The sequence below is a fragment of the Breoghania sp. genome (assembly GCF_030066895.1).
Lineage (GTDB): Bacteria > Pseudomonadota > Alphaproteobacteria > Rhizobiales > Stappiaceae > Breoghania.
In genome coordinates this window covers 239,426-258,646 of the sequence record NZ_JASJAV010000002.1, presented here as the reverse complement: position 1 = coordinate 258,646, position 19,221 = coordinate 239,426, and the positions used below count along the sequence as shown (strand labels likewise).

Genomic DNA, 19,221 nt, shown 5'->3' with positions numbered 1-19,221 from the left:
GCTGACCACCAATCGCGATGCCGCCTTCGACATGCTGAAGCTTGCGATCACCGAACCCGCATTTCGACAAGGATGCGATCGATCGCATGCGCACGGCGCTGATTGCGGGCATTCGCAACGACAGCCGCGATCCCAATTCGGTTGCCGGCGACCAATGGTTCGCCGCTGCCTTCCCCGGCCATCCCTACAGCCGTCGGCCCGAGGGCACGGAAAAGACGCTAGAGACCATCACCCACGACGATCTCGTCGCGCTGCACAAGCGGCTGATGGCCCGCGACAACCTGAAGATCGCCGTGGTCGGCGCCATCGACGCCAAAACGCTCGGCCCACTTCTCGACAAGACGTTCGGTGACCTGCCCGCCAAGGCCGATCTGGTCAAGGTGCCGGACGCCACGGTGAAGACCGGCGTCGTCGAGAATGTCGACATGAACGTGCCGCAGACGGCGATCCGGCTCGGTCTTTCCGGCCTGAAGCGTTCCGATCCCGATTTCATCCCTGCCTATGTGATGAACCACATTCTCGGCGGCAGGTCGTTCTCCTCCCGCCTTTACGAGGAAGTGCGCGAGAAGCGCGGGCTGGCCTATTCGGTCTGGTCCGATCTCGCCCCATATGATCACTCCGGCATCCTGATGGCCGAGACGGCCACCAAGGCGCAGAGCGCGGGCGAGACGCTGAAGATCATCGAGGATCAGATCGCCCGCATGGCCAAGGACGGGCCGACGGCGGAGGAACTGAAGAAGGCCAAGAGCTATCTGATCGGTTCCTATGCGCTGCGCTTCGATACCTCTGGCAAGATCGCCAGCCAGCTCGTTGGCATTCAGATGGAAGATTTGGGTATCGACTACATCAACAAGTGTAACGGCATGATCGAGGCGGTGACGCTCGATGACGTGAAACGCGCGGCCAAGGAGCTTCTGGACGGCAAGGAAGCGACGATCGTGACCGTGGGCCGCCCGGCCTCCTGATCCGCGCTTGATCTCTCCCCCCCACCGCCCTTCTCTCCGACGGACGATGACGGGCAAGACGGCAGCCAGCCGCCTTGCCCGTTTTCGTATCCGCCCCTTGTCCGCGCCCGGCGACGCACAGCGAGGCAAAAAGCCTGCCACGGGGTTCCGCCCCGTCTGCGGACTTCCCCGCTCAGGCTATTCACTATCTGCGGTTGTCCGATCGGTTTGCCTGTCGCCAGAAGCGACTAGACAGACCGTCGCGTCAAAATGACGCTGCAAATGGTCGAATTCTGCCAGTTCCACCGATTCCAGGACCCTGCCATGCAGAACCCTGAATCCACATTTATTCCGCTTTCTTGCCACTTTTCGACCACGATTGAAGCATAGCTGCCCCACTCCTGTTTATTGAAGAAAGGTCTAGTACGATGAGTCAAGGAGTTGCCATGGGCCTCGGTCTCAGCATTGGTGACGCGGTCGGTGCTTCCGTTATGAGTTCCACGTTCGATCTGGTTGTCGCCCTGACGGTCAGCATCTGCGCGATGGGGCTGTTCCATAACGTCCAGCGGGCGACCGAGGACGAGTAAACCGGCGGTCTTTTCGTGATGGTTCCGGCGTCGGACTGACGTACGCGACCATCCTCCGAAACGCCGAAGGATCCGGTTTCCCAGTCCCCAAGCGTCTCGCAGGATGGGCCACAAGGCCTACCCCGGACGACTGCGATCAGACAGCACGGTACAGATTTGACAGAGATGGTGACGACATAGTCACCGCCTCTTTCTTTTTAGGGATAGGTCAACGGAGCGTACGGGAGTTATCGCCGTCATGCAGGCCGTTCGTCCCGCCAAACGATCAACCTGCATATGCGAAAGACGTTGGATCCCCGGACGAAGCCGGGGATGACGACGGAGAGACCAGGTGGGAGGAGCCGCCGGTTTCGGCTCCGACGGGCTGGATCAGACCCCGGATCAGACCGCAGCGCGGCGACGGTCGCCTGAACCGGACAGGGAGCCGCCCTTGCAGCACGTCGGCGCACACGGGGCGCGGGGGCGAGAACAGGAAGCCCTGGCCGTAGCCGATGCCAAATTCCAGGATCTCCAGCACCTGCGCTTCCGTCTCGATGTGATCGGCAATCAGCTCGATGCCGTAGCCCACCAGAAGGTCGGCGAAGTCGTGCGGGTGGATATCCCCGGCCACGGCGGGCGGGCGCCCAAGCAGGCGATCAGCGGTGATCTTGGCAAAGGAGAAGCCTTGCCGGCTGAGGCTGCGGAAATCGGCGCCCATATCGGTGATCTGATCGATGGAGAAGCGGAAGCCGATATTCTGCAGCGCCGACAGGGTTTCGTATTCTAGCGGCCCCATCGCCTCCACCCCGGCCTGGGTGAACTCCAGCACGATCAGTTCCGCCAGTTGGCGGTTCTTGTCCATGTAGTCCATGAACCCGGGGAAGAACTTCTCGTCCGTCAGCGTCATCGGCACCGTGTGGAGCGGCAGGAGCACCTCGTCATCCTCAGTGCGCAGGCGCGTCAGCACCTCGTAGTAGCGCACCTGGCGCTGCGGCAGCGTGACGACGGGTTTGCAGGTAGAGATTGATCCGGTTGGCCTCCACCGCGCGCGAAACGGCATCTCGCAGCGCCGGGTCATCCGTACCCCCGCCCACGCTCCACAACGCGCTGTCGGGGTTCTGCCAGTTCTGCTCGTAACCATTGACCCCGTTGGCCGTCGCACTTCCCGCCGACAATGCGCGCGGCGGGGCGCCGAGATCGGGAGGCGGCGGAGCCACATAGCCCCACCGCCGGCCCGTGCGTTCATCAGTGCGGGCATTTCGGTGACACGGGTTTCCAGATCCGCCACCGCCTCTGCGATCTGCTTGACGAGCGTTCCCAGCACCTCGACCTCGACGAAGATCGACTCGATCTCGTCGCGCGGGCGGGCGGGGAAGCCGTTCTCAAAGGCTCTCAGGCGATTTTCGAGGTTCTGGACTTCCTAATTGATCTGCACCACGCCGCGGCTGACCATATCTACCTGGCGCTGGGTACGGTTCTTGTCGCGCGTGCGCATAACCTGGAGATTGACCAGAAATTCCGCAACCAGAATCGTGGTGCCCACGATCGCCGCGTCACCCAGGCTCGTCCCTAACAGAAAATACAGGACGGCGCTCGCCGAGCCGGCGATCACCACCATGCACTTCCGATAAATAGCGCCGATACCCAGGCCATGTCCGCGTCAACCGCTGTCGCAGGTCGAATCATTTCGATTTTCAAGCAATTCTGCCCGGAAGACGTAGCATAGCCCAATGGCCCCATGTCGTCGGCAGCGGAAAAACGTAAATATGCGTTAAGGATTGCCGATCTCCCCCGATATTGTTCGTTCCGTCGCAGGGGAAAACTCGAACGGGCCTCCGGACAGGAGCGGGAGAAAAGAAAGGAACGCGCGCGACATTTTGGCCGTTGACCTTCCAGTCGCTGCAAGATCCATCCTCGCGACAACGTCAAATTTAACCGCACACAAAACGAGCGGAGAAGATCATGATTGTTTTGGACGTCGAAGGCATGTCCTGCGAACATTGCAAGAAGGCCGTGGAAAACGTCGTTGCGGAAGTCGATCCCAAGGCCGCCTGAAGCTGATCTGCCCCGGCTTTCTCTATGAACTCGGGCTGAACTACGGCTTGAATGTGTGGCCCATCCTTCGAGACGGCCTTGCAGGCTTCCTCAGGATGGCGTCGTGTGTGTTGATAGTTTCTTTCTATGTAACAACACGATAACCTCATCTTGAGGAGGCCTGCAAGGCCGTCTCGAAGGATGGGCCGCACATTCCCCCGGCGCATCTGCCTGCCCCGTTCTCATAGCGCACAGCGCGCGCCTTTTCCCCTTCCCTCCCATCGGTCGAAAGCGGAATTTTCCGTTACGTACGATTTGCCGTATCCTTGGCGGCAAACGAACAAGATCGCGCACCTTTTAGGAGGACATCGTGAACGCCAGGAGCGACGTCGAGGACGACCCGACGGCCGGCCGCTGTCCGCGCCGCATTGGTCCGAATTCTGGAAAGTCCGGGTTTTGCCACCTCGCCGCAGTTGCGCGCGTTCCTGACCTAAGTGGTCGAGCGGTGGCTGGAAGGCGCGCCGGAGCGCATCAAGGGATACACCATCGCCGTGGAGGCGCTCGGACGCGATGCGTCCTTCGATCCCTCCACCGATCGATCGTGCGCGTAAAAGCCGCCCGCCTCAGACGCATGCTGACGGAGTATTTCGACACGAGCGGAGCGGACGAGCCGATCCGCATCGACATTCCCAAGGGCGGCTATATTCCGCGTTTCACGCCGCAGACCGCCGGTCAGGCTCCCGCCCCGGAACAACCCGTCCCCTCCTCATCAACACAGCCTCGACGCTATCGCGTTGCGGGGCTCGTCATTCATCTGCTGCCCCGCCCCGACATCCCGGATGCTCAGCTTGCGGTCGCAACCGTGCCGTCCAAACCAGGCGCGCAGACGGAAACCGGCTACAAGGGCGACCTGCCGATCGTCCATGTCGCGACGATCGAGGAAGATCCGGGCGCCGCGCTGCCTGATGAATTTTCCGGCGTGCTTCTGCGTGACAAGCTCGCCCATGCGCTCTCCCGTTTCGACGAGATCACCGTTGCGAAAGGCGAAGAGCCGGCGGACTACCGGCTTGAGGGCCCCATAGCGCGCGACGGTGCGCGGCTCTTCCTGAATTTCCATCTCGTCTATCAGGAAACCGGCACGGTGGTGTGATCGTCGCTGTTCGACGTGGCGGGGGCCGAGGAGACGCCGGACCTCGTGCAGGAACGCATCTCGTGCAATGCCGCCACCGCCATTACCCAACCCTACGGCGTCATCTTTAACCATGCCGCCTCCCGCACGGGCACGGACGGACCGACGGGGCCGGAGGGACCGGCCTGCGCACCTTCACCGCGCAAAGGCGCTTCTCGCCCGACATGAATGCGCGCAGCCGCACCTGTCTTGCGGGGCTCGCGGCACGCGCCCGCGCTCCGGCGGCCTTCCATGCGCTTTTGCCGCTGACCTATGCCGAGGACGCGCGCTCGGGCGACAAAGGACCGCGCAGGACCGAGGATCTGGAAGAAGCACTGGCGCTCGCCCGGCGCGCGGTCGCTCTCACGCCGGAAAGTGCGCACGCCCATCAGGCGCTTGAAGCCGTCCTCGTTCTTCTCGGCAAATCGCAGGACGCGCTTGAAGCGGGGCGGCGGGCGCTGGAACTCAATCCCAACGACCCCGACATCATGGCGACCCACGGCGGGGCTCTGGTGATGAACGGGAACTACAAGGATGGTCTTGCGCTGCTGATCCGCGCCGATCGGCTGAGCCCCGACCATCCCGAATGGTACACGGTCATGACCGTCTTCGGCGCGGTGGGAGCAGGGCGGCAAAACCTGGCGGAGGCGGAGGCACGCAACCTGATGCGGTCCGGCAGCCTGTCCGCTCTTCTGGCGCGGCTTCTCGTCGCGCAAGCCGCCGAGGATCGCGGCCGAGTGCGCATGCTGACGCGCGCTTTACGCCGGTTTTCCGGCTTTTTCGGAGGATCCGAAGTCCGCCCTGCGCTTTGCTCTGCCCTCGCCAGCCCTGCAAGCACACCTTCTTGCGGCGGTTCACACGGCCCAGAACACGCAACCTTGAGCCGACCGGCACCACTGCCACCGTTCCGGTTTCGAAACGTTCCTTGTTAACGGTGAGCTTTACCCGCCGGCGGTTGCGTGTTGAGCATTTGCCGCGTCCGATCTATAGCGGACAAACAAGAAGGTAACGACTGCTTGACGGGGGACTGAGCAATCATGAGCAATCCGACCGCCTTTCGCCGCGCGGCAACGGCATCCGCAGTTCTGGCGGCTGTACTGGCCGGCATGGCGACGACGCCGGGCTTTGCTGAGACGCGGGGGCTCTCTGCGGACCTGTCAGCAGCGCGCGAAAGCCTGGCCTCCGCGTGGTCGCAATCCGCATTGAGCTTCACCGCCGCGACCTTCACGCAAGGCAAGGCGCGCGGCTACGGACGCTTCACGCCCAAGCCGCAGGCCGAGTTTGCCCCCGACGAACCGCTTTATGTCTATGCCGAGCCCGTGGCCTTCGGATACGGCAGCGACGGCGACCGGGTTACGGTCGAGCTCACCGCCAGTTCCGAATTGCGCAACACGACCGGGCAAATTCTGGCAAAGGGCGAGGAGTTCGCCCGCCTGAAGACGGAAACGCGCCATCCGGTGCGCGAATTCCCGGCCATCCTGTCCTACCGTTTCGACGGCCTTGCCCCCGGCGACTACGTGCTGGTGACCCGGCTCGACGACGCCAACTCCGACAAGTCGGGATCATTCTCGCTGCCGTTCTCGGTCGAGGAAAAGTAGGCCGGGGCTCTCCGGGGCCGGGGTTTTGAGACAAGTAGCCCATCCTTCGAGACGGGTCTGACGGCCCTCCTCAGGATGACGTTATCGCGTTGTTATTCGCGAAGAACCGCGCAACACACAAAACGTCATCCTGAGGAGGTCGCGGCGCGACCGTCTCGAAGGATGGGCCGCACACTGCAATCCGCTCCTCGGGCCAGCGCCTCCCCTTTTCCTGAACGCCACTCCCCAAACGAACGACGCCCGCTCCTCTACGAGGGAAGAGAGAGCGTTCGCCGAGTGTCGCCGCGGTCCGCCCCATCACGTCGCCGCAGGCTCCGCGACGGCGGGATTGCTCTTACCGCGACACCCCTGAGGCGTGTGATCTCCGTGGCAATGGTGGAAAAGGCGAGGGTCAATTCGGAATTGGATTCCGACTTGTAGGCCATGCTCGGCTTGGTGGCGCAGTTCTCCAGCATGTCGAGCGTGTCTTCGTCGGAGACCTGGAAGGCGATCGTGTAGATCTCCACGCCGCCGTAGGTCTTTGCATTGCTGCAGGCCTCCGCGGTACGCGCATTCATCGTTTCATGCACGGTCCAGGAGCTGTCGGTGGTATCGGCCCGCCCCTCGGGGACATAGCCGTAGGCGTTGTATTTCGAGACGTTCGGGTTCTTGTCGTACCACTCGTAGGTGTTCGCGCCGTCCGTCATCAGGATCATGATGCGGCGGTGCCCCGGATAGTTGGGATCGTCCAGTGACCGACCTTCGGTAAAAGGTGCGCTCGGCGACAGGGTTCGCCAGCCCCAGATCACGCCCTGATGGATATTGGTGTAGCCGTCCGCGACCATAGCCGAGAGCGCGGTGTCGAGCTTCGTGGCGCTGGTGGTCAGCGGCGTGATCGGCTCGGTCTTGCACGAATAGTTCGGCCCGCTCGACACACCGTTGCTCGAGGTGCTCAAGGTGGCGCCGTTATACTTGCACAACCGCTTCTACTTCAGGTCATGCCCGTCTTCGCCAACCTCCTCGATGCTGCTGGTGCAGGTGCCGCCATCGTCGTCGATCCAGTTGTTCGAATAACGATAGGACTGCCAGTTATCGTGGGTGTAATAGCTGCCGTCATCGGGCTCGTCGGGGGCGAACTCAGGAACGAACAGGGTCTCCGGAACCTCGTCGGAGGCCGCCGTATTGTTGACGTCATAGGGGTAGGCGCGCGCCTCCACGCAACCCTGCCAGGAAACGCCGCTGATCTGATTGAACAGGGTGAAACGGGAAACCCCGGACGTCTCCATGTTGTTGTCGTTCAACGGCGACAAGCCGTTTACGTCCATCCAGGCCGCGTCGGCATTCTCCGAGCCCACATTGACGAAGGCCGTGAAGGGCACGATGCCCACCTTGACGCGATCGCTCATGGTTCCGACCGAATTGGCCGCAAGGAGCGTCGCCGTCAGGTCCTTGGCCGAGGTCTCCAACGTCGAGATCTTCGTTCCGCCCATGGAGCTGAAATTGTCGAGAACCATGACCACGTCGAAGCTGGCTTTGCCGACGCGCGTTTCCGCGGTGATCTGGAACGTGAAATCGTCGATCCCCAGAAGGGGCGTGAAGGAGGCGGGAACGCTCACCTCGGTGGTGATTTCCACCGTGCCGTCCCAGTCGGGAACCGCACTGAAACTGGCAATCGTTGCCGAACCGGCGACGAAATTGGCATCAAACGCCGAGCCCGCACGGGAGGCCACTTCCTCATCGGTCAGACCGAAACTCTTGGTGTTCGCAGCAAGCACCGCCGCATCCAGGGCAATCTGGGCGCGCTGCTTGACCGCAACGACATCCGCCGTATCAATTCCCGCCCCCACCACGAACATGATAGGGACGGCCGTCAAGCCAAACAGCATGGCGACATTGCCACGCCGGTTTCCCATGAACTTGCGGATCATTGCATGGTCCTCATAGGCACGCTACCGCCATGCTCACATTGGTGGTGCCCGTATGTACTTATCAATATTACAGATTTATTTCTATTGCAGATTTATTTCTGTTTTTTGCTTGTACTTCTTGATATTTCTAATTCTTTTCGAATTTTTTTCCGAATATAATTTATTCGATTAAAATTTTAGTTTTATTTTTATCAGATATCTTCTTCACAGTCCGTCCCTTGAAGACGACGAGCCATTTCCCAATTAATGCGCGGAGATACGGGTTTGCGGGAGTTCCGGCGGAGCGCTCTTGAAGGGCAGGTCGGGAAAATACCGATCGCGATCATGCGTCACCGCGGACGTGCAAAATGGAAATCGCCAGATCGGCAGGGTTGCGGCGTTAACGGTTTGTTATCGATCCCGACACAGCGGGCGGGACAAGCTGGCGCTGCGGATCCCATCGGGGCACGAACTGCTAAAAATCACGTACGCCTCTCATTGACATGGGCCATATGAGACCATACATGGTGCGCGTTCGTTAGCACTCTCATTGAGTGAGTGCTAAACGAGACAGGCGATGGCCTAAATCCATCAATCTTTAAGGTATCACTGAGGGGCGCTGCTCATTAGGAGGGCGCTCCGAGAGAGGAAAGAGCCCGATAATGACTTTTCGTCCTTTGCATGACCGCGTTGTCGTCCGTCGCGTCGACTCCGAGGAAAAGACGACCGGTGGCATCATCATCCCCGACACCGCCAAGGAGAAGCCGCAGGAAGGCGAGGTTGTTTCCGTCGGCCCCGGCGCCCGTGACGATTCCGGCAAGGTTGTTGCCCTCGACGTCAAGGCCGGTGACCGCGTGCTATTCGGCAAGTGGTCCGGTACCGAAGTGAAGATCGACGGCGAAGAACTTCTGATCATGAAGGAATCCGACATCATGGGCGTGCTCGCCTGATTGGCGCACCCCGCGATAGCGACATCCCCTTTCAATCTAATTCGCGAGATAAGACACGATGAGTGCCAAAGACGTTAAGTTTTCCGCTGACGCACGCGAGCGCATGCTGCGTGGTGTGGACATCCTCGCCAATGCCGTGAAGATCACGCTGGGCCCCAAGGGCCGCAACGTCGTCATCGACAAGGCCTTCGGCGTCCCGCGCATCACCAAGGACGGCGTCACCGTCGCCAAGGAAATCGAACTTGAGGACAAGTTCGAGAACATGGGCGCACAGATGGTGCGTGAGGTCGCTTCCAAGACCAACGACCTGGCCGGTGACGGCACCACCACCGCGACCCTTCTGGCCCAGGCCATCGTCAAGGAAGGCGCCAAGTCGGTTGCCGCCGGCATGAACCCGATGGACCTGAAGCGCGGCATCGATCTGGCGACCACCGAGGTCGTCAAGGACCTGACCGCCCGCTCCAAGAAGATCAACACTTCGGGTGAAGTCGCCCAGGTCGGCACCATCTCCGCCAACGGCGAGAAGGAAATCGGCGACATGATCGCCGAGGCCATGCAGAAGGTCGGCAACGAGGGTGTCATCACCGTCGAGGAAGCCAAGACCGCCGAGACCGAGCTTGAGGTCGTCGAGGGCATGCAGTTCGACCGCGGCTACCTGTCGCCGTACTTCGTAACCAACGCCGAGAAGATGCTCGCCGATCTGGAGAAGCCCTACATTCTCCTGCACGAGAAGAAGCTTTCCAACCTGCAGGCCATGCTGCCGATCCTCGAGTCCGCCGTGCAGTCTTCGCGTCCGCTCCTCATCATTGCCGAGGACGTGGAAGGCGAGGCTCTGGCCACGCTCGTCGTCAACAAGCTGCGTGGCGGCCTGAAGATCGTCGCCGTCAAGGCTCCGGGCTTCGGTGATCGCCGCAAAGCCATGCTTGAGGACATCGCAATCCTCACCGGCGGCACGGTCATCTCCGAGGATCTCGGCATCAAGCTTGAGAACGTCACGCTCGACATGCTCGGCACCGCCGAGAAGGTCACGATCACCAAGGAAGCCACGACGATCGTCGACGGCGCCGGCTCCAAGGAAGACATCAAGGGCCGCGTTTCTCAGATCAAGGCTCAGATCGAGGAGACTACCTCCGATTACGATCGCGAGAAACTGCAGGAGCGTCTGGCCAAGCTTGCCGGCGGTGTTGCGGTGCTGCGCGTCGGCGGTGCGACCGAGGTCGAGGTGAAGGAGAAGAAGGATCGCGTCGACGATGCTCTGAACGCCACCCGTGCGGCGGTCGAGGAAGGCATCGTGACCGGCGGCGGCACCGCGCTTCTGCGCGCCAAGGCTGCGGTCGAGAAGATCTCCTCGGAGAACCAGGACATCGAGGCGGGCATCAAGATCGTGCTGCGCGCCCTTGAGGCCCCGATCCGCCAGATCGCCGAGAACGCCGGCGTGGAAGGCTCCATCGTGGTTGCCAAGGTTCTGGAGAGCGACGCTTCCATGGGCTTCAACGCCCAGACCGAGCAGTACGTCAACATGATCGAGACCGGCATCATCGACCCGACCAAGGTCGTGCGCACGGCGATCCAGGATGCGGCTTCCGTAGCCGGTCTGCTGATCACCACCGAGGCGATGGTTGCCGAGCTGCCCAAGAAGGACGCTCCAGCCATGCCCGGCGGCGGCGGCATGGGCTTCTAAATATAGCCCTCCCCTCAAGGATTACGGAAAGGGCGGTCTTCGGGCCGCCCTTTTTGTTTGCCCATGCCGGAGGAAGTGTTTCGGAGCGACTTCGCCGCAGCTTGTTGCGCCGTTCCCCTCCCCCATGGACCAAGCTTTCGCCGTCGTCCGATTTCAACTAAATCATCTGGCGAACACAAGAGCCACGCATGTCCGATGATCTCGAAGCCCGCATTGCCGATCTGGAAATCCACATCGCGCAACAGGAAAAGCGGATCGAGGATCTCGATTCCGTCGTCACACGCCAGGTCGGCGAAATCGCCCACCTGCAGCGCCATCTGAAGGCGCTGGCAAACCTCGTCGCCCAACTAGATGAGGCCACCGAAATTCCCGTGACCAAGCCGCCGCCGCATTATTGATCCTGCGCGAAGGCAGACGCTCTTGCGTCTCGACAACCGGCGAGATCTCCCGGTAATGTTCACCGATGAGCGATCGCACCCGTTTCCCCGACGCCAATGACAGCCTGACCATCACCGCCCTTGCCGCGGATGTCTTCGAGCAGCGCCTCGGCGAGTTCGGCACGCTTCTCAAGGACTGCTTGGAGGCGGGCGCGAGCGTCAATTTCGTGCTGCCGTTCTCTCACGGGGAAGCGGAGGACTACTGGCGGGCGAAGATCCTGCCCGATCTTGCCGCCAGGAAACGGGTCGTTCTGGTGGCGCGGAGGCCGACGGTCGGCTGGCCGGGACGGTCAATATCGATTTCGACACCCCGCCCAATCAGGCGCACCGGGCGGAAATTTTCAAGCTGCTGGTGCACCCCGATTTCCGTCGTCGCGGCATTGCGCGGGTGTTGATGGAACAGGCGGAAGACCGCGCGCACGAAGCCGGGCGCACCCTGCTCACGCTCGATACGCGCACGGGCGATGCGGCCGAACCGCTCTACACGTCGATGTGATACATCACCGTCGGCGTAATCCCGGGCTATTGCCGCGATGCGATCGAGAACCGGCTGGACGGCACGACGATCATGTACAAGCCGCTGTGAGGGTGCGCGGAGCCTCGTGAAAGGTATTGGCGGCCCATCCTTCGAGATGCCCGTTTGCGCGGGTTCCTCAGGATGACGTTATCGTGTTGTTATATCGTGAGAAACCAGCGGCACACGGTTTCGCAATGGGCGCCTACCCCCTCACGGACCGCGGCTTGCCGTCGGCATCGACGGCCACGTAGGTGAACTGGGCGTGGATCACCTTTTCGCGCACGTTGGAAAGCGCGCGCAGAGCCCAGGCCTCCACATGCACCTTCATGGACGTGTGGCCAACCTTTCCCAGTTCGGTATAGACGCACAAGACGTCGCCGACCTTGACCGGGCGGATGAAATGCATGGCATCGACCGCCACCATCACGACCCGGCCGTGTGCGGCTTGATTGGCCGCCAGACCGCCCGCGATATCCATCTGCGACATCACCCAGCCACCGAATATGTCGCCGGCGGGATTGGTGTCGGCCGGCATGGCCAGGATGCGCGTCGTCAGCTCCCCGCGCGTGGTGTCATCTGCCATTTCTTCACCAGCCATTTCCTGACGCTCCTTGTCATGATGTATGAGGATCTTACCGGGCGGCACGTGGGACTGGCAAGCCGCAAAACCGCAGACTGGGCAAGAGGCAGACACAATGGCCGTTTCGCCACAATTCCGTGATTACGTGCTCGACCAGTTGAGCGTGCTGAGACCTCTGGACACCAAACGCCTGTTCGGCGGCCTCAGCGTGCGCTGTGACGACTAGCATTTCGGCGCCGTTCTTGTCGGGCGGGACATTCTATCTCGTTTCCGATGCCTCCTTGCGAGCAGAACTGGAAAAGCTGGGCGGTACGACCTTCACCTATGCGCGCGGTGAAAGGTTGATCGAGGTGGCGCGGTTCGTCTCCGTGCCGGACTAGGTGCTGGAAGATGTGGATGAACTCCTGCCGCTTGCCCGCCGTGCGCTCGATGTCGCACAGCGCGATCCGCGCGGCCGCAAGGCTTGATTTCGCGAAAGCGTCGTGTCACAAGGCAAGGAGCATCAAGAGAAGGGCTGGCGCCCTCGCCAACCTGCCCATCCGCGGCAAGGTGGTACCCGACGAAAAGGGATGTGGTCTGACGATCCGATCGCTCAGGCAACCCAACGGTTCTCGCCAGTCCTCCTCGGCATCGTGCTGACGGAGGAATTTTTTGTGTCTGCGCCCCGTATCGCCCTCAATCGTCAACCCGGCAGCTCCGCGGAGCACGCGCGGGAAACTGCGCTCGCCTTTCCAGCGGAACTTTCGGGAGAATCGGCAGGCCTGGTCTTTGACCCCCTGCTCGCCGCCGCCTCTCAGGACGCCCGCTGCCGCCCCTGCCCGCCGACGCTGCTCGATGCCGATACGCGCACGCAACGCCGCGCCGCCCTCATCCGGCTGTGACAAACCTGCTCTTCGCGCATCATCGACGAAAGCCTGGTTGCCGATCTCATCGCTCGGCGCGGGTCCCGTTTCCTCGCCCATGCCGCCCATCGCCGCTCCGCTCAGAGCTGACGTTTCCTACCTTCTTCAAGAATGACATGGCTTGTCGCGCGCCTGGCGTCTTGATGCCGCGACGTCTTCAGGCTCTACTGGTACGATACGGAGTCGCGGGACGACGGGACAATTCCGGCACATTCACTTTGCGCGTCTGCGGACACAGCCGCCCTTGCTGTCGCCGTGCGTTCGGATAGCTGGAACCGCCACCATCTCGCATCCCTGAGCGCGTCGATTACCGCAATCTTCGCCTACGCTTTTGACAGACCGACCCACCATGGAAAGCCAGATTCTTCAGACCTATGACCTGATCGAATTGCAGCTCACAGCCTTCATGCAAGTTCTGACCACCTACGGGCTGTCGGTGATCTACGCGATCCTGCTGCTGATCGTCGGGTGGTGGTGGGCGGCCAAGATTTCGGCCGTGGTGCGGCACGCCTGCGAGCGCACGGATCATATCGACGACACGATTACCGGCTTCGCCGCCTCGATCACGCGCTACGCCATCATCGCACTGGTCATCATCACGGTGCTGCAGCCCTTCGGCTTCCAGACGACATCGCTGGTCGCCGTTATCGATGCCGCATCCCTGACCACCGGTCTTGCGCTTCAGGGAACCCTGTCCAATCTGGCTGCGGGCATCATGCTGCTGTTCTTCCGGCCCTTCCAGGTGGGCGACTATGTGGATCTTGCCGGGAACACGGGCACGGTGAAGAACCTCGCCCTGTTCTTTACCGAGCTTGCCACCGTCGACAACGTGAAGATCATCATTCCCAACAGCGACGTGGGGGCTCGGCGGTCACCAACTATTCCGGCCATCCGACGCGGCGTTGCGACATTACCGTCGGCATCTCCTACGACGACTACATGGACAAGGCCAAGGAGGTGTTTCGCAAGGTCATCAGCGAGGATGCGCGCATCCTGCTCGATCCGAAACCCTTCGTGGAGATCACCAATCTCGGTGACAGCTCCGTTGACGTGAGCCTGCGCGTCTGGACGACCGCCGATGACCTGTGGTCGGTGCGCTGGTTCCTGATCAAGCGGCTGAAGGAAGCGTTCGACGAGGCCGGAATAACCATTCCCTACCCGCACATGCAGCTGGTGGCGCAAAACGCCGAGACGCATGGCGTGAGCTGAAGGACGGGAAAGATAAAGAGAAGGCGCTGTCGCGCCGCTGATTTCTGGATTCCGGATCAGCGCTCGGCTTTCGCCTCTCTTGTCCGGAATGAGGGTAATGTGTGCTGAGTTGTAAGCACACGCTAACACCGCATGCTGCTCGTGCATCATTCGCGTCTGGGGTTACAAGCTTCCCCTTGCTTCTCATTCCGGGCGGTCTGCGGCGAAAGCCGCATGGCCAGACCGGAATCCAGCACAACAAGCTGCAGCGAAGCCACGCCTTTCCCTCCCGGAGCAGCCCTCAAATGCTGGCAGCATCCCCCGACCGGCCCTTCTTCTCGATGCAGTAATAGCCCGAGATCTGGCTGATCTTTCCCGCGCGCTTCCATTCGTTGAGCACGCGGGAGACGTTCTCACGCGCCGCGCCGGCCATTTTGGCGATGTCGGCCTGGGACAGCTTGTAGTGAATGAGCGTGCGGCCCTGCTCCACCTCCTTGCCGAAACTGTCGGCCAGAAGCAGCATCGTCTTGGCGACGCGGCCGGGCAACGGCAGGAAGGAACGGGTGGCCAGCACGTCGTTGGCCTGACGCAGGCGACCGCCGACGATGCGCAGCATGTGGCGGTAGAGTTCCGGGTTTTCTTCCACGAACCGGTCGAAAGCGACCTTGTCGAAGAAGGCGAGCCGGGCCGGTTTCAGCGCTGTCACGGTTGCCAAACGCGGACGACCGTCGAGAAGCGCCATTTCGCCTACCAGTTGCCCAGGGCCCAGCACCGCCAGCAATTGCTCGTCGCCTTCGGCTGAGAGCAACGAGACCCGGAGCGAACCCTCCATGATCGCATAGCAGCCGTTGCCGGGATCACCGGTTTCAAACAGGATCGTGCCCGCCTTCAGCTTCATCGGCCGCGCAAGAGCCTCCAGCCCGGCGGCCAGATCCGGCGCCAGGTCGACCAGCGAGAAGCTGCTGTTCAGGAATTCCTCGATTTCGGCCACGCACTCTTCTCCCCGATCGCGCCGTCCTCAGACAGCGCGCCTTTTCGCAAATGACGTGCCTTTTCCGAAACACTGAAAACACATGAAACCCTCACCCGCCATGTGCGTTTCACCAGCACGATACCGACTCGTCAGTGAGAGTGCCGCAACTCGGCGACAAGTTAAAGCATCGCCTTGTGATGGTCATCACAGTTCGCATCGCCGGATCGGCCTAGAAAGTGGTCAACGCAACGGCGACACGATCCACCGAGAGGATCCCCCGGAGCACTCCAGATCAAAGCAGCTGATCGGCTTCGGCGTATCGCCGACCGTTCGCAACACGCCGGTCTTCCCGCCGGCAGAGTAGTCGAGACCCGCTCCCCCGCCGATCTCCCCCACGCCGAAACCCTCGACCCCGATCGGTTTCGGCATGACCGGGCCCCCAAGCCGGTCAGAATGCGAAACGCCTCCCCGCACCCGCCGGGAAGCGTTTTGCGTTTCAGCGCCCCGATCCCGATCTGCACGCAGCTTACGTACTCCCACCAATGTGCATAGCAGCCCCGCACCGTGCCATATCCCTGGATTTGAATGGACGTATTATTAAGGCAAAATCTCCTGCCGCTCGCGGAACCGGACGACCGACCTGCGTTGCTGCGAAGGCGGACGAACTGCGAAAAGGTGCGGACCGATAGACCCTTACGAACACATGTACGACGGCGGTGACGGCAAGGACGCCACACGCTCGTTCTCCTTCACTGTACGGGCGGCGCTGCGGCGCAATTCATGCGGCTCGGTCGCGCAGCCGCACCCCACGCCGCACTGATCGCCCTTGAGGGCAATGTCGACGAACAGGGTCTCGTCCGCTTCTATCGTCGGGTTATCGGCCGATGTTCCCGATTTCGAGGATCTGGAAAAGCGTTCCAAGGATCTGGCGACCTTTCTCTGCGATGCGCTGAGACGCCACGACAGGGGACCCCGCGCATACCATCGGCGCCGGCTATTCCAACGGCGCCAACATCCTGGCCAATCTTCTGTTCAACCAACCGCGCGTCCTGGCGGGATACGCGCTGCTGCATCCCTCCATCCCCTATCTCCCGCGCGCCAATTCGGAGATCGCGGGCCGCAAGGTGCTGATCACCTCAGGGACGGAAGATCCGATTTCGTCGGAAGAGGAAACGCGCAAGCTCAGGGGCTGGCTGGAGAAACAGCGCGCCAAGATCGACCTGATGCTGCATGACGGCGATAAGGAACTGCGCGAGGAAAAAATCGACCAGCTGCGCGCCTGGATCGGCAGCTTCGCTCATACGCGCACCTCCGATGCCCTGGTCGAGGGCGCGTAGTCGCGGGCTCTTCAGAACAGAACGACCTTCAGAAAAGGAAGATGTCCTTATTCCGTCAGCGCCAGCAGGAAATCCGGGCTGTCGAGATAGGTGAATTGCGCATCGCGCGCCTCGATCTCCGCCTCGGGCGCGAGTTTGCGCAAATGATCATCCCTCTGGGCGGGGGCACACCACACGGATGTGCCGTCACGCCGCCCTTCAAGTCCGCGCCAGAAGAAGCGATGGAGAGCGCCCGGCTCGGTGGTCAGCGGCAGGGAGACGGCTTCGTGGTTCGTATCGCCGCTGAGCTTGCGGATCTGGCGGGCCAGCAGCTTTGAGCGCAGGCGTTCCGGTGCGCTGAACAGGAAATCCGGCCAGTCCGAGCGGAAGCGTTCCCCCATCACCTCCACCACTAGCTTGACGACGCCGGGCTTGTGATCAAGACCGTCGTGGAGCGCGATGAAGGCCGGGGGACGGCCGTAATATTCTTCGAACCGGCTGAGCTGCGCCTCGATTTCCATCTTCAGCGCCAAGTTCGGCAGGAGCCCCAGCATGCCGCGCGCCGAATAGTAGCGGGGCGCGGGAAAACGCGGGCCGGACACCTCGCGCGCGGGGTCCGAGATGGAAGCGAAGGGTCGGGAGAGCGCAAGCGTCAAGCCGACGCGGGTGCGTTGGACCACCATGTTCACCTGATCGCGTAACGGCAGATATTCGCGCGGCCATCGATCGGAAGCGGCAACGCAGCCTACCGCGGTCAACCGGTTATCGGCCAGAAGCGTACGGATTGCCCTGTCGACGCCGAAGGCAGTGCCGTAGTCGAGCACGGTCAAGACGATGCGTTTCATGGCTTTCAGACCATTTCCCGGGCTTGGAGCGATTTGCCAGGACCGATACCCATCGAATCGCCTCCTCTTCCCTTACCCGGTTACGTTACTCGGTGTCTTGCGAAAAGACACCTCGCGCACCGCCTCTGGCGCCCGCGATCCGGTAGATGTGGATTTTTTCAAGGACCGTGCCGCGCACCTGACGGGGGATCGTGGCGAGACGTTCCACCTCGGCAAAGCGCGCGGCGAGCTTATCGGAATGATCGCGCCGTGAAACAGCGACATATAGCGCAGGCGCCGACAGCACCGCCGAATCGGGCGTCGGATCCATCGCATAGCGCAGACGCTGGTCGAGCTGGAAGACGGGAAGCGGCGAGCCTGCCTCATGCAACGCGAAGGCGAGCTGCCCGGTCATACCGTAGGCCGATGTCGCAACCCATCTCGTTCCCTCGCGCACCGACAGCGCCTCGATCTCGCGGGCGACCTCCGGCCAGCCGCGCAACTGGAAGGTCGGGTCCTTGCGCGCAAACGTGCCCGTCAACGGCGAGACGGCGTGCACGTAGATCACCAGCGACAGGACAACGCCCAACGGCACGGCGACGGCACGCAACACGCGCACGGCCTTCGCCAGCCAACCGTCGCTCCGGTCCATATCGGCCGCAACGAAGGCCGCCAGCAGCACCAGTGCGGGGAAAAGCGGCGCGGGCCAGTTCGCCTGCACCCGGTTGTGCAGCGAATGAAACAGCAGATAGGCGAAAAACGGCACGCTGGTGAGAAGCGGCAAAGTCCAGGCCGCCGAAGTCTCATCGTGCCGGCGCACGAGCGCGCGCGCCGCAATCCCGATGCCGATAAGCACGATCAACGCGATAGCCGTATTGAGCAGGCCCAGTTCCGCGCCGATGAATTCGGCGATGAAGCGGCTCGTCCAGCCATACGGCACGGCACGGCCGAACTGCTTGGTAAACGAGATCCACTCGTGGCCCGCATTCCACCAGACGACCGGAGCGGTGATGACAACCGCCAGCACGCCGCCCACCCACAATTGCCATGCGGTGAAGGCTGCGCGCGCCCGGGGCGTGAAGATCAGCCAAAGGATAATGCCGACGCCCAGAAACAGGACCGAATATTTGGAGATCAACCCCAGCCCGGCGAAGAGCCCGACGGCCAGGAACCAGTTGGCATTGCCGCGATCAAGCCATTCCGCCAGCGCCCACAGCGTCAGCCCCCAGAAGAACACCGAAGGCGTGTCGGGGGTGGCGATCAGGTTGCCGATGCCGATCAGGATGGTGGTGTTGAAGAACAGCACCGCCCATCCGGCCGCCCGCCGCCCGTTGAGCAGGCAGCCCGTGCGCCACAAGGCCAGCGAGCCCAGCGCGGTCGCCAGAATGCCGATGAGGCGCACACCCAGCGCGGTATCACCGACAAGCGCCTGACCGGCGGCGATCCACCAGCCGATAATCGGCGGGTGATCGTAGTAACCGGCGGCCGGGTGCAGCCCCCACAGCCGGTAATAGGCTTCATCCTCCGACAGCCAGGAATGCCCGCCCGCCCAGATGCGGATAGCCGTCAGCACGAGCACGAAGAGGATCAGCGCGGGCGATCTCAGCCACCAGCCAAGAGCGTCCTGCGGCTCATCGGCGGATGGGCGCGCGGCCAT

27 protein-coding genes and 1 riboswitch are annotated in these 19,221 nt (G+C 62.0%); of the genes, 16 read left to right on the top strand and 11 right to left on the bottom strand.

All coding sequences use genetic code 11. The features are described 5' to 3' along the window. Positions 1–41: 41 nt before the first annotated feature. Together QNJ43_RS04555 and QNJ43_RS04550 are read left to right on the top strand one after the other, a co-directional pair. Positions 42–965 carry a pitrilysin family protein gene (locus tag QNJ43_RS04555; RefSeq protein WP_300467735.1) on the top strand — a complete coding sequence of 308 codons (924 nt, stop codon included), beginning with the start codon at positions 42–44 and terminating at the stop codon, positions 963–965. 407 nt (positions 966–1,372) lie between these two features. After that, on the top strand, positions 1,373–1,531 hold the full coding sequence (locus QNJ43_RS04550) for a hypothetical protein (protein WP_300467733.1): 159 nt from the start codon (positions 1,373–1,375) through the stop codon (positions 1,529–1,531). Positions 1,532–1,796: 265 nt separating this feature from the next. On the opposite strand, the gene QNJ43_RS04545 is transcribed toward QNJ43_RS04550, so the two are convergent. The 3 genes from QNJ43_RS04545 to QNJ43_RS04535 all read right to left on the bottom strand — a co-directional run bounded on the left by QNJ43_RS04545 (position 1,797) and on the right by QNJ43_RS04535 (position 3,128). Beyond that, complete coding sequence (locus tag QNJ43_RS04545; protein WP_300467731.1) at positions 1,797–2,492, bottom strand: EAL domain-containing protein; 696 nt, start codon at positions 2,490–2,492, stop codon at positions 1,797–1,799. After that, positions 2,455–2,727, bottom strand: a complete 273-nt coding sequence (locus tag QNJ43_RS04540; protein ID WP_300467729.1) for a hypothetical protein — start codon at positions 2,725–2,727, stop codon at positions 2,455–2,457. The genes QNJ43_RS04545 and QNJ43_RS04540 overlap by 38 nt, the downstream gene beginning before the upstream one ends. A gap of 203 nt (positions 2,728–2,930) precedes the next feature. Continuing rightward, positions 2,931–3,128 (bottom strand): hypothetical protein, encoded by a 198-nt coding sequence (locus QNJ43_RS04535; protein WP_300467727.1) that lies wholly within the window; start codon positions 3,126–3,128, stop codon positions 2,931–2,933. A 344-nt stretch (positions 3,129–3,472) separates the two neighbouring features. Here QNJ43_RS04535 and QNJ43_RS04530 point away from each other — a divergent pair, with 344 nt between their 5' ends. The 5 genes from QNJ43_RS04530 to QNJ43_RS04510 all read left to right on the top strand — a co-directional run bounded on the left by QNJ43_RS04530 (position 3,473) and on the right by QNJ43_RS04510 (position 6,310). Beyond that, positions 3,473–3,565 (top strand): cation transporter, encoded by a 93-nt coding sequence (locus tag QNJ43_RS04530; protein ID WP_300467726.1) that lies wholly within the window; start codon positions 3,473–3,475, stop codon positions 3,563–3,565. A 580-nt stretch (positions 3,566–4,145) separates the two neighbouring features. Next, positions 4,146–4,694 (top strand): hypothetical protein, encoded by a 549-nt coding sequence (locus QNJ43_RS04525; RefSeq protein ID WP_300467724.1) that lies wholly within the window; start codon positions 4,146–4,148, stop codon positions 4,692–4,694. A gap of 15 nt (positions 4,695–4,709) precedes the next feature. Continuing rightward, positions 4,710–4,901 (top strand): hypothetical protein, encoded by a 192-nt coding sequence (locus tag QNJ43_RS04520; protein WP_300467723.1) that lies wholly within the window; start codon positions 4,710–4,712, stop codon positions 4,899–4,901. Then, entirely contained in the window at positions 4,898–5,644 is a 747-nt protein-coding gene (locus tag QNJ43_RS04515) for a tetratricopeptide repeat protein (RefSeq protein WP_300467721.1), read from the top strand. The genes QNJ43_RS04520 and QNJ43_RS04515 overlap by 4 nt, the downstream gene beginning before the upstream one ends. A 105-nt stretch (positions 5,645–5,749) precedes the next feature. Further along, on the top strand, positions 5,750–6,310 hold the full coding sequence (locus QNJ43_RS04510; protein ID WP_300467719.1) for a hypothetical protein: 561 nt from the start codon (positions 5,750–5,752) through the stop codon (positions 6,308–6,310). 248 nt (positions 6,311–6,558) lie between these two features. Here the strand turns inward: QNJ43_RS04510 and QNJ43_RS04505 are convergent, their stop codons facing one another. Both QNJ43_RS04505 and QNJ43_RS04500 read right to left on the bottom strand, forming a co-directional pair. Next, positions 6,559–7,269: a hypothetical protein gene (locus tag QNJ43_RS04505; RefSeq protein WP_300467717.1), complete on the bottom strand. Its 711-nt coding sequence runs from the start codon at positions 7,267–7,269 to the stop codon at positions 6,559–6,561. A 6-nt stretch (positions 7,270–7,275) separates the two neighbouring features. Continuing rightward, positions 7,276–8,217, bottom strand: a complete 942-nt coding sequence (locus tag QNJ43_RS04500) for a pilus assembly protein (RefSeq protein WP_300467715.1) — start codon at positions 8,215–8,217, stop codon at positions 7,276–7,278. 641 nt (positions 8,218–8,858) lie between these two features. Here QNJ43_RS04500 and groES point away from each other — a divergent pair. The 4 genes from groES to QNJ43_RS26755 all read left to right on the top strand — a co-directional run bounded on the left by groES (position 8,859) and on the right by QNJ43_RS26755 (position 11,760). Continuing rightward, positions 8,859–9,146, top strand: a complete 288-nt coding sequence (gene groES, locus QNJ43_RS04495) for a co-chaperone GroES (RefSeq protein WP_300467713.1) — start codon at positions 8,859–8,861, stop codon at positions 9,144–9,146. A gap of 58 nt (positions 9,147–9,204) precedes the next feature. Then, positions 9,205–10,827, top strand: coding sequence for a chaperonin GroEL (groL, locus tag QNJ43_RS04490; RefSeq protein ID WP_300467711.1), 1,623 nt, complete (start codon positions 9,205–9,207; stop codon positions 10,825–10,827). 188 nt (positions 10,828–11,015) lie between these two features. Beyond that, positions 11,016–11,225 carry a SlyX family protein gene (locus QNJ43_RS04485; RefSeq protein WP_300467709.1) on the top strand — a complete coding sequence of 70 codons (210 nt, stop codon included), beginning with the start codon at positions 11,016–11,018 and terminating at the stop codon, positions 11,223–11,225. A 175-nt stretch (positions 11,226–11,400) separates the two neighbouring features. Next, on the top strand, positions 11,401–11,760 hold the full coding sequence (locus QNJ43_RS26755; RefSeq protein WP_346432861.1) for a GNAT family N-acetyltransferase: 360 nt from the start codon (positions 11,401–11,403) through the stop codon (positions 11,758–11,760). Positions 11,761–11,983: 223 nt separating this feature from the next. Here QNJ43_RS26755 and QNJ43_RS04475 read toward each other — a convergent pair whose 3' ends face one another. Further along, entirely contained in the window at positions 11,984–12,379 is a 396-nt protein-coding gene (locus tag QNJ43_RS04475) for an acyl-CoA thioesterase (protein WP_300467707.1), read from the bottom strand. Positions 12,380–12,576: 197 nt separating this feature from the next. On the opposite strand from QNJ43_RS04475, the gene QNJ43_RS04470 reads away from it, so the two are divergent. From QNJ43_RS04470 to QNJ43_RS04455, 4 genes are all read left to right on the top strand, one after another. Beyond that, on the top strand, positions 12,577–12,741 hold the full coding sequence (locus QNJ43_RS04470) for a hypothetical protein (protein ID WP_300467705.1): 165 nt from the start codon (positions 12,577–12,579) through the stop codon (positions 12,739–12,741). A gap of 114 nt (positions 12,742–12,855) precedes the next feature. Further along, positions 12,856–12,975, top strand: a riboswitch (SAM-I-IV-variant riboswitch). Positions 12,976–13,014: 39 nt separating this feature from the next. After that, positions 13,015–13,242, top strand: a complete 228-nt coding sequence (locus tag QNJ43_RS04465) for a hypothetical protein (protein WP_300467703.1) — start codon at positions 13,015–13,017, stop codon at positions 13,240–13,242. 370 nt (positions 13,243–13,612) lie between these two features. Then, positions 13,613–14,317, top strand: a complete 705-nt coding sequence (locus QNJ43_RS26750) for a mechanosensitive ion channel domain-containing protein (RefSeq protein ID WP_346432855.1) — start codon at positions 13,613–13,615, stop codon at positions 14,315–14,317. After that, positions 14,203–14,472, top strand: coding sequence for a hypothetical protein (locus QNJ43_RS04455; protein ID WP_346432854.1), 270 nt, complete (start codon positions 14,203–14,205; stop codon positions 14,470–14,472). The genes QNJ43_RS26750 and QNJ43_RS04455 overlap by 115 nt, the downstream gene beginning before the upstream one ends. Positions 14,473–14,752: 280 nt before the next feature. On the opposite strand, the gene QNJ43_RS04450 is transcribed toward QNJ43_RS04455, so the two are convergent. The 3 genes from QNJ43_RS04450 to QNJ43_RS04440 all read right to left on the bottom strand — a co-directional run bounded on the left by QNJ43_RS04450 (position 14,753) and on the right by QNJ43_RS04440 (position 16,345). Then, positions 14,753–15,442 carry a Crp/Fnr family transcriptional regulator gene (locus tag QNJ43_RS04450; protein WP_300467701.1) on the bottom strand — a complete coding sequence of 230 codons (690 nt, stop codon included), beginning with the start codon at positions 15,440–15,442 and terminating at the stop codon, positions 14,753–14,755. A 222-nt stretch (positions 15,443–15,664) separates the two neighbouring features. Beyond that, positions 15,665–15,853, bottom strand: a complete 189-nt coding sequence (locus QNJ43_RS04445; RefSeq protein ID WP_300467699.1) for a hypothetical protein — start codon at positions 15,851–15,853, stop codon at positions 15,665–15,667. A gap of 264 nt (positions 15,854–16,117) precedes the next feature. Further along, positions 16,118–16,345 (bottom strand): hypothetical protein, encoded by a 228-nt coding sequence (locus QNJ43_RS04440; RefSeq protein WP_300467698.1) that lies wholly within the window; start codon positions 16,343–16,345, stop codon positions 16,118–16,120. A 203-nt stretch (positions 16,346–16,548) separates the two neighbouring features. Between QNJ43_RS04440 and QNJ43_RS04435 the strand changes: the two genes are divergently transcribed. Further along, a complete protein-coding gene (locus QNJ43_RS04435) occupies positions 16,549–16,761 on the top strand; it encodes a hypothetical protein (RefSeq protein WP_300467696.1) in 213 nt (70 codons plus the stop codon). Positions 16,762–16,808: 47 nt separating this feature from the next. Here QNJ43_RS04435 and QNJ43_RS04430 read toward each other — a convergent pair whose 3' ends face one another. Both QNJ43_RS04430 and QNJ43_RS04425 read right to left on the bottom strand, forming a co-directional pair. After that, positions 16,809–17,585: a ChbG/HpnK family deacetylase gene (locus tag QNJ43_RS04430; protein ID WP_300467694.1), complete on the bottom strand. Its 777-nt coding sequence runs from the start codon at positions 17,583–17,585 to the stop codon at positions 16,809–16,811. Positions 17,586–17,670: 85 nt separating this feature from the next. After that, positions 17,671–19,221 carry a glycosyltransferase family 39 protein gene (locus tag QNJ43_RS04425; protein WP_300467692.1) on the bottom strand — a complete coding sequence of 517 codons (1,551 nt, stop codon included), beginning with the start codon at positions 19,219–19,221 and terminating at the stop codon, positions 17,671–17,673.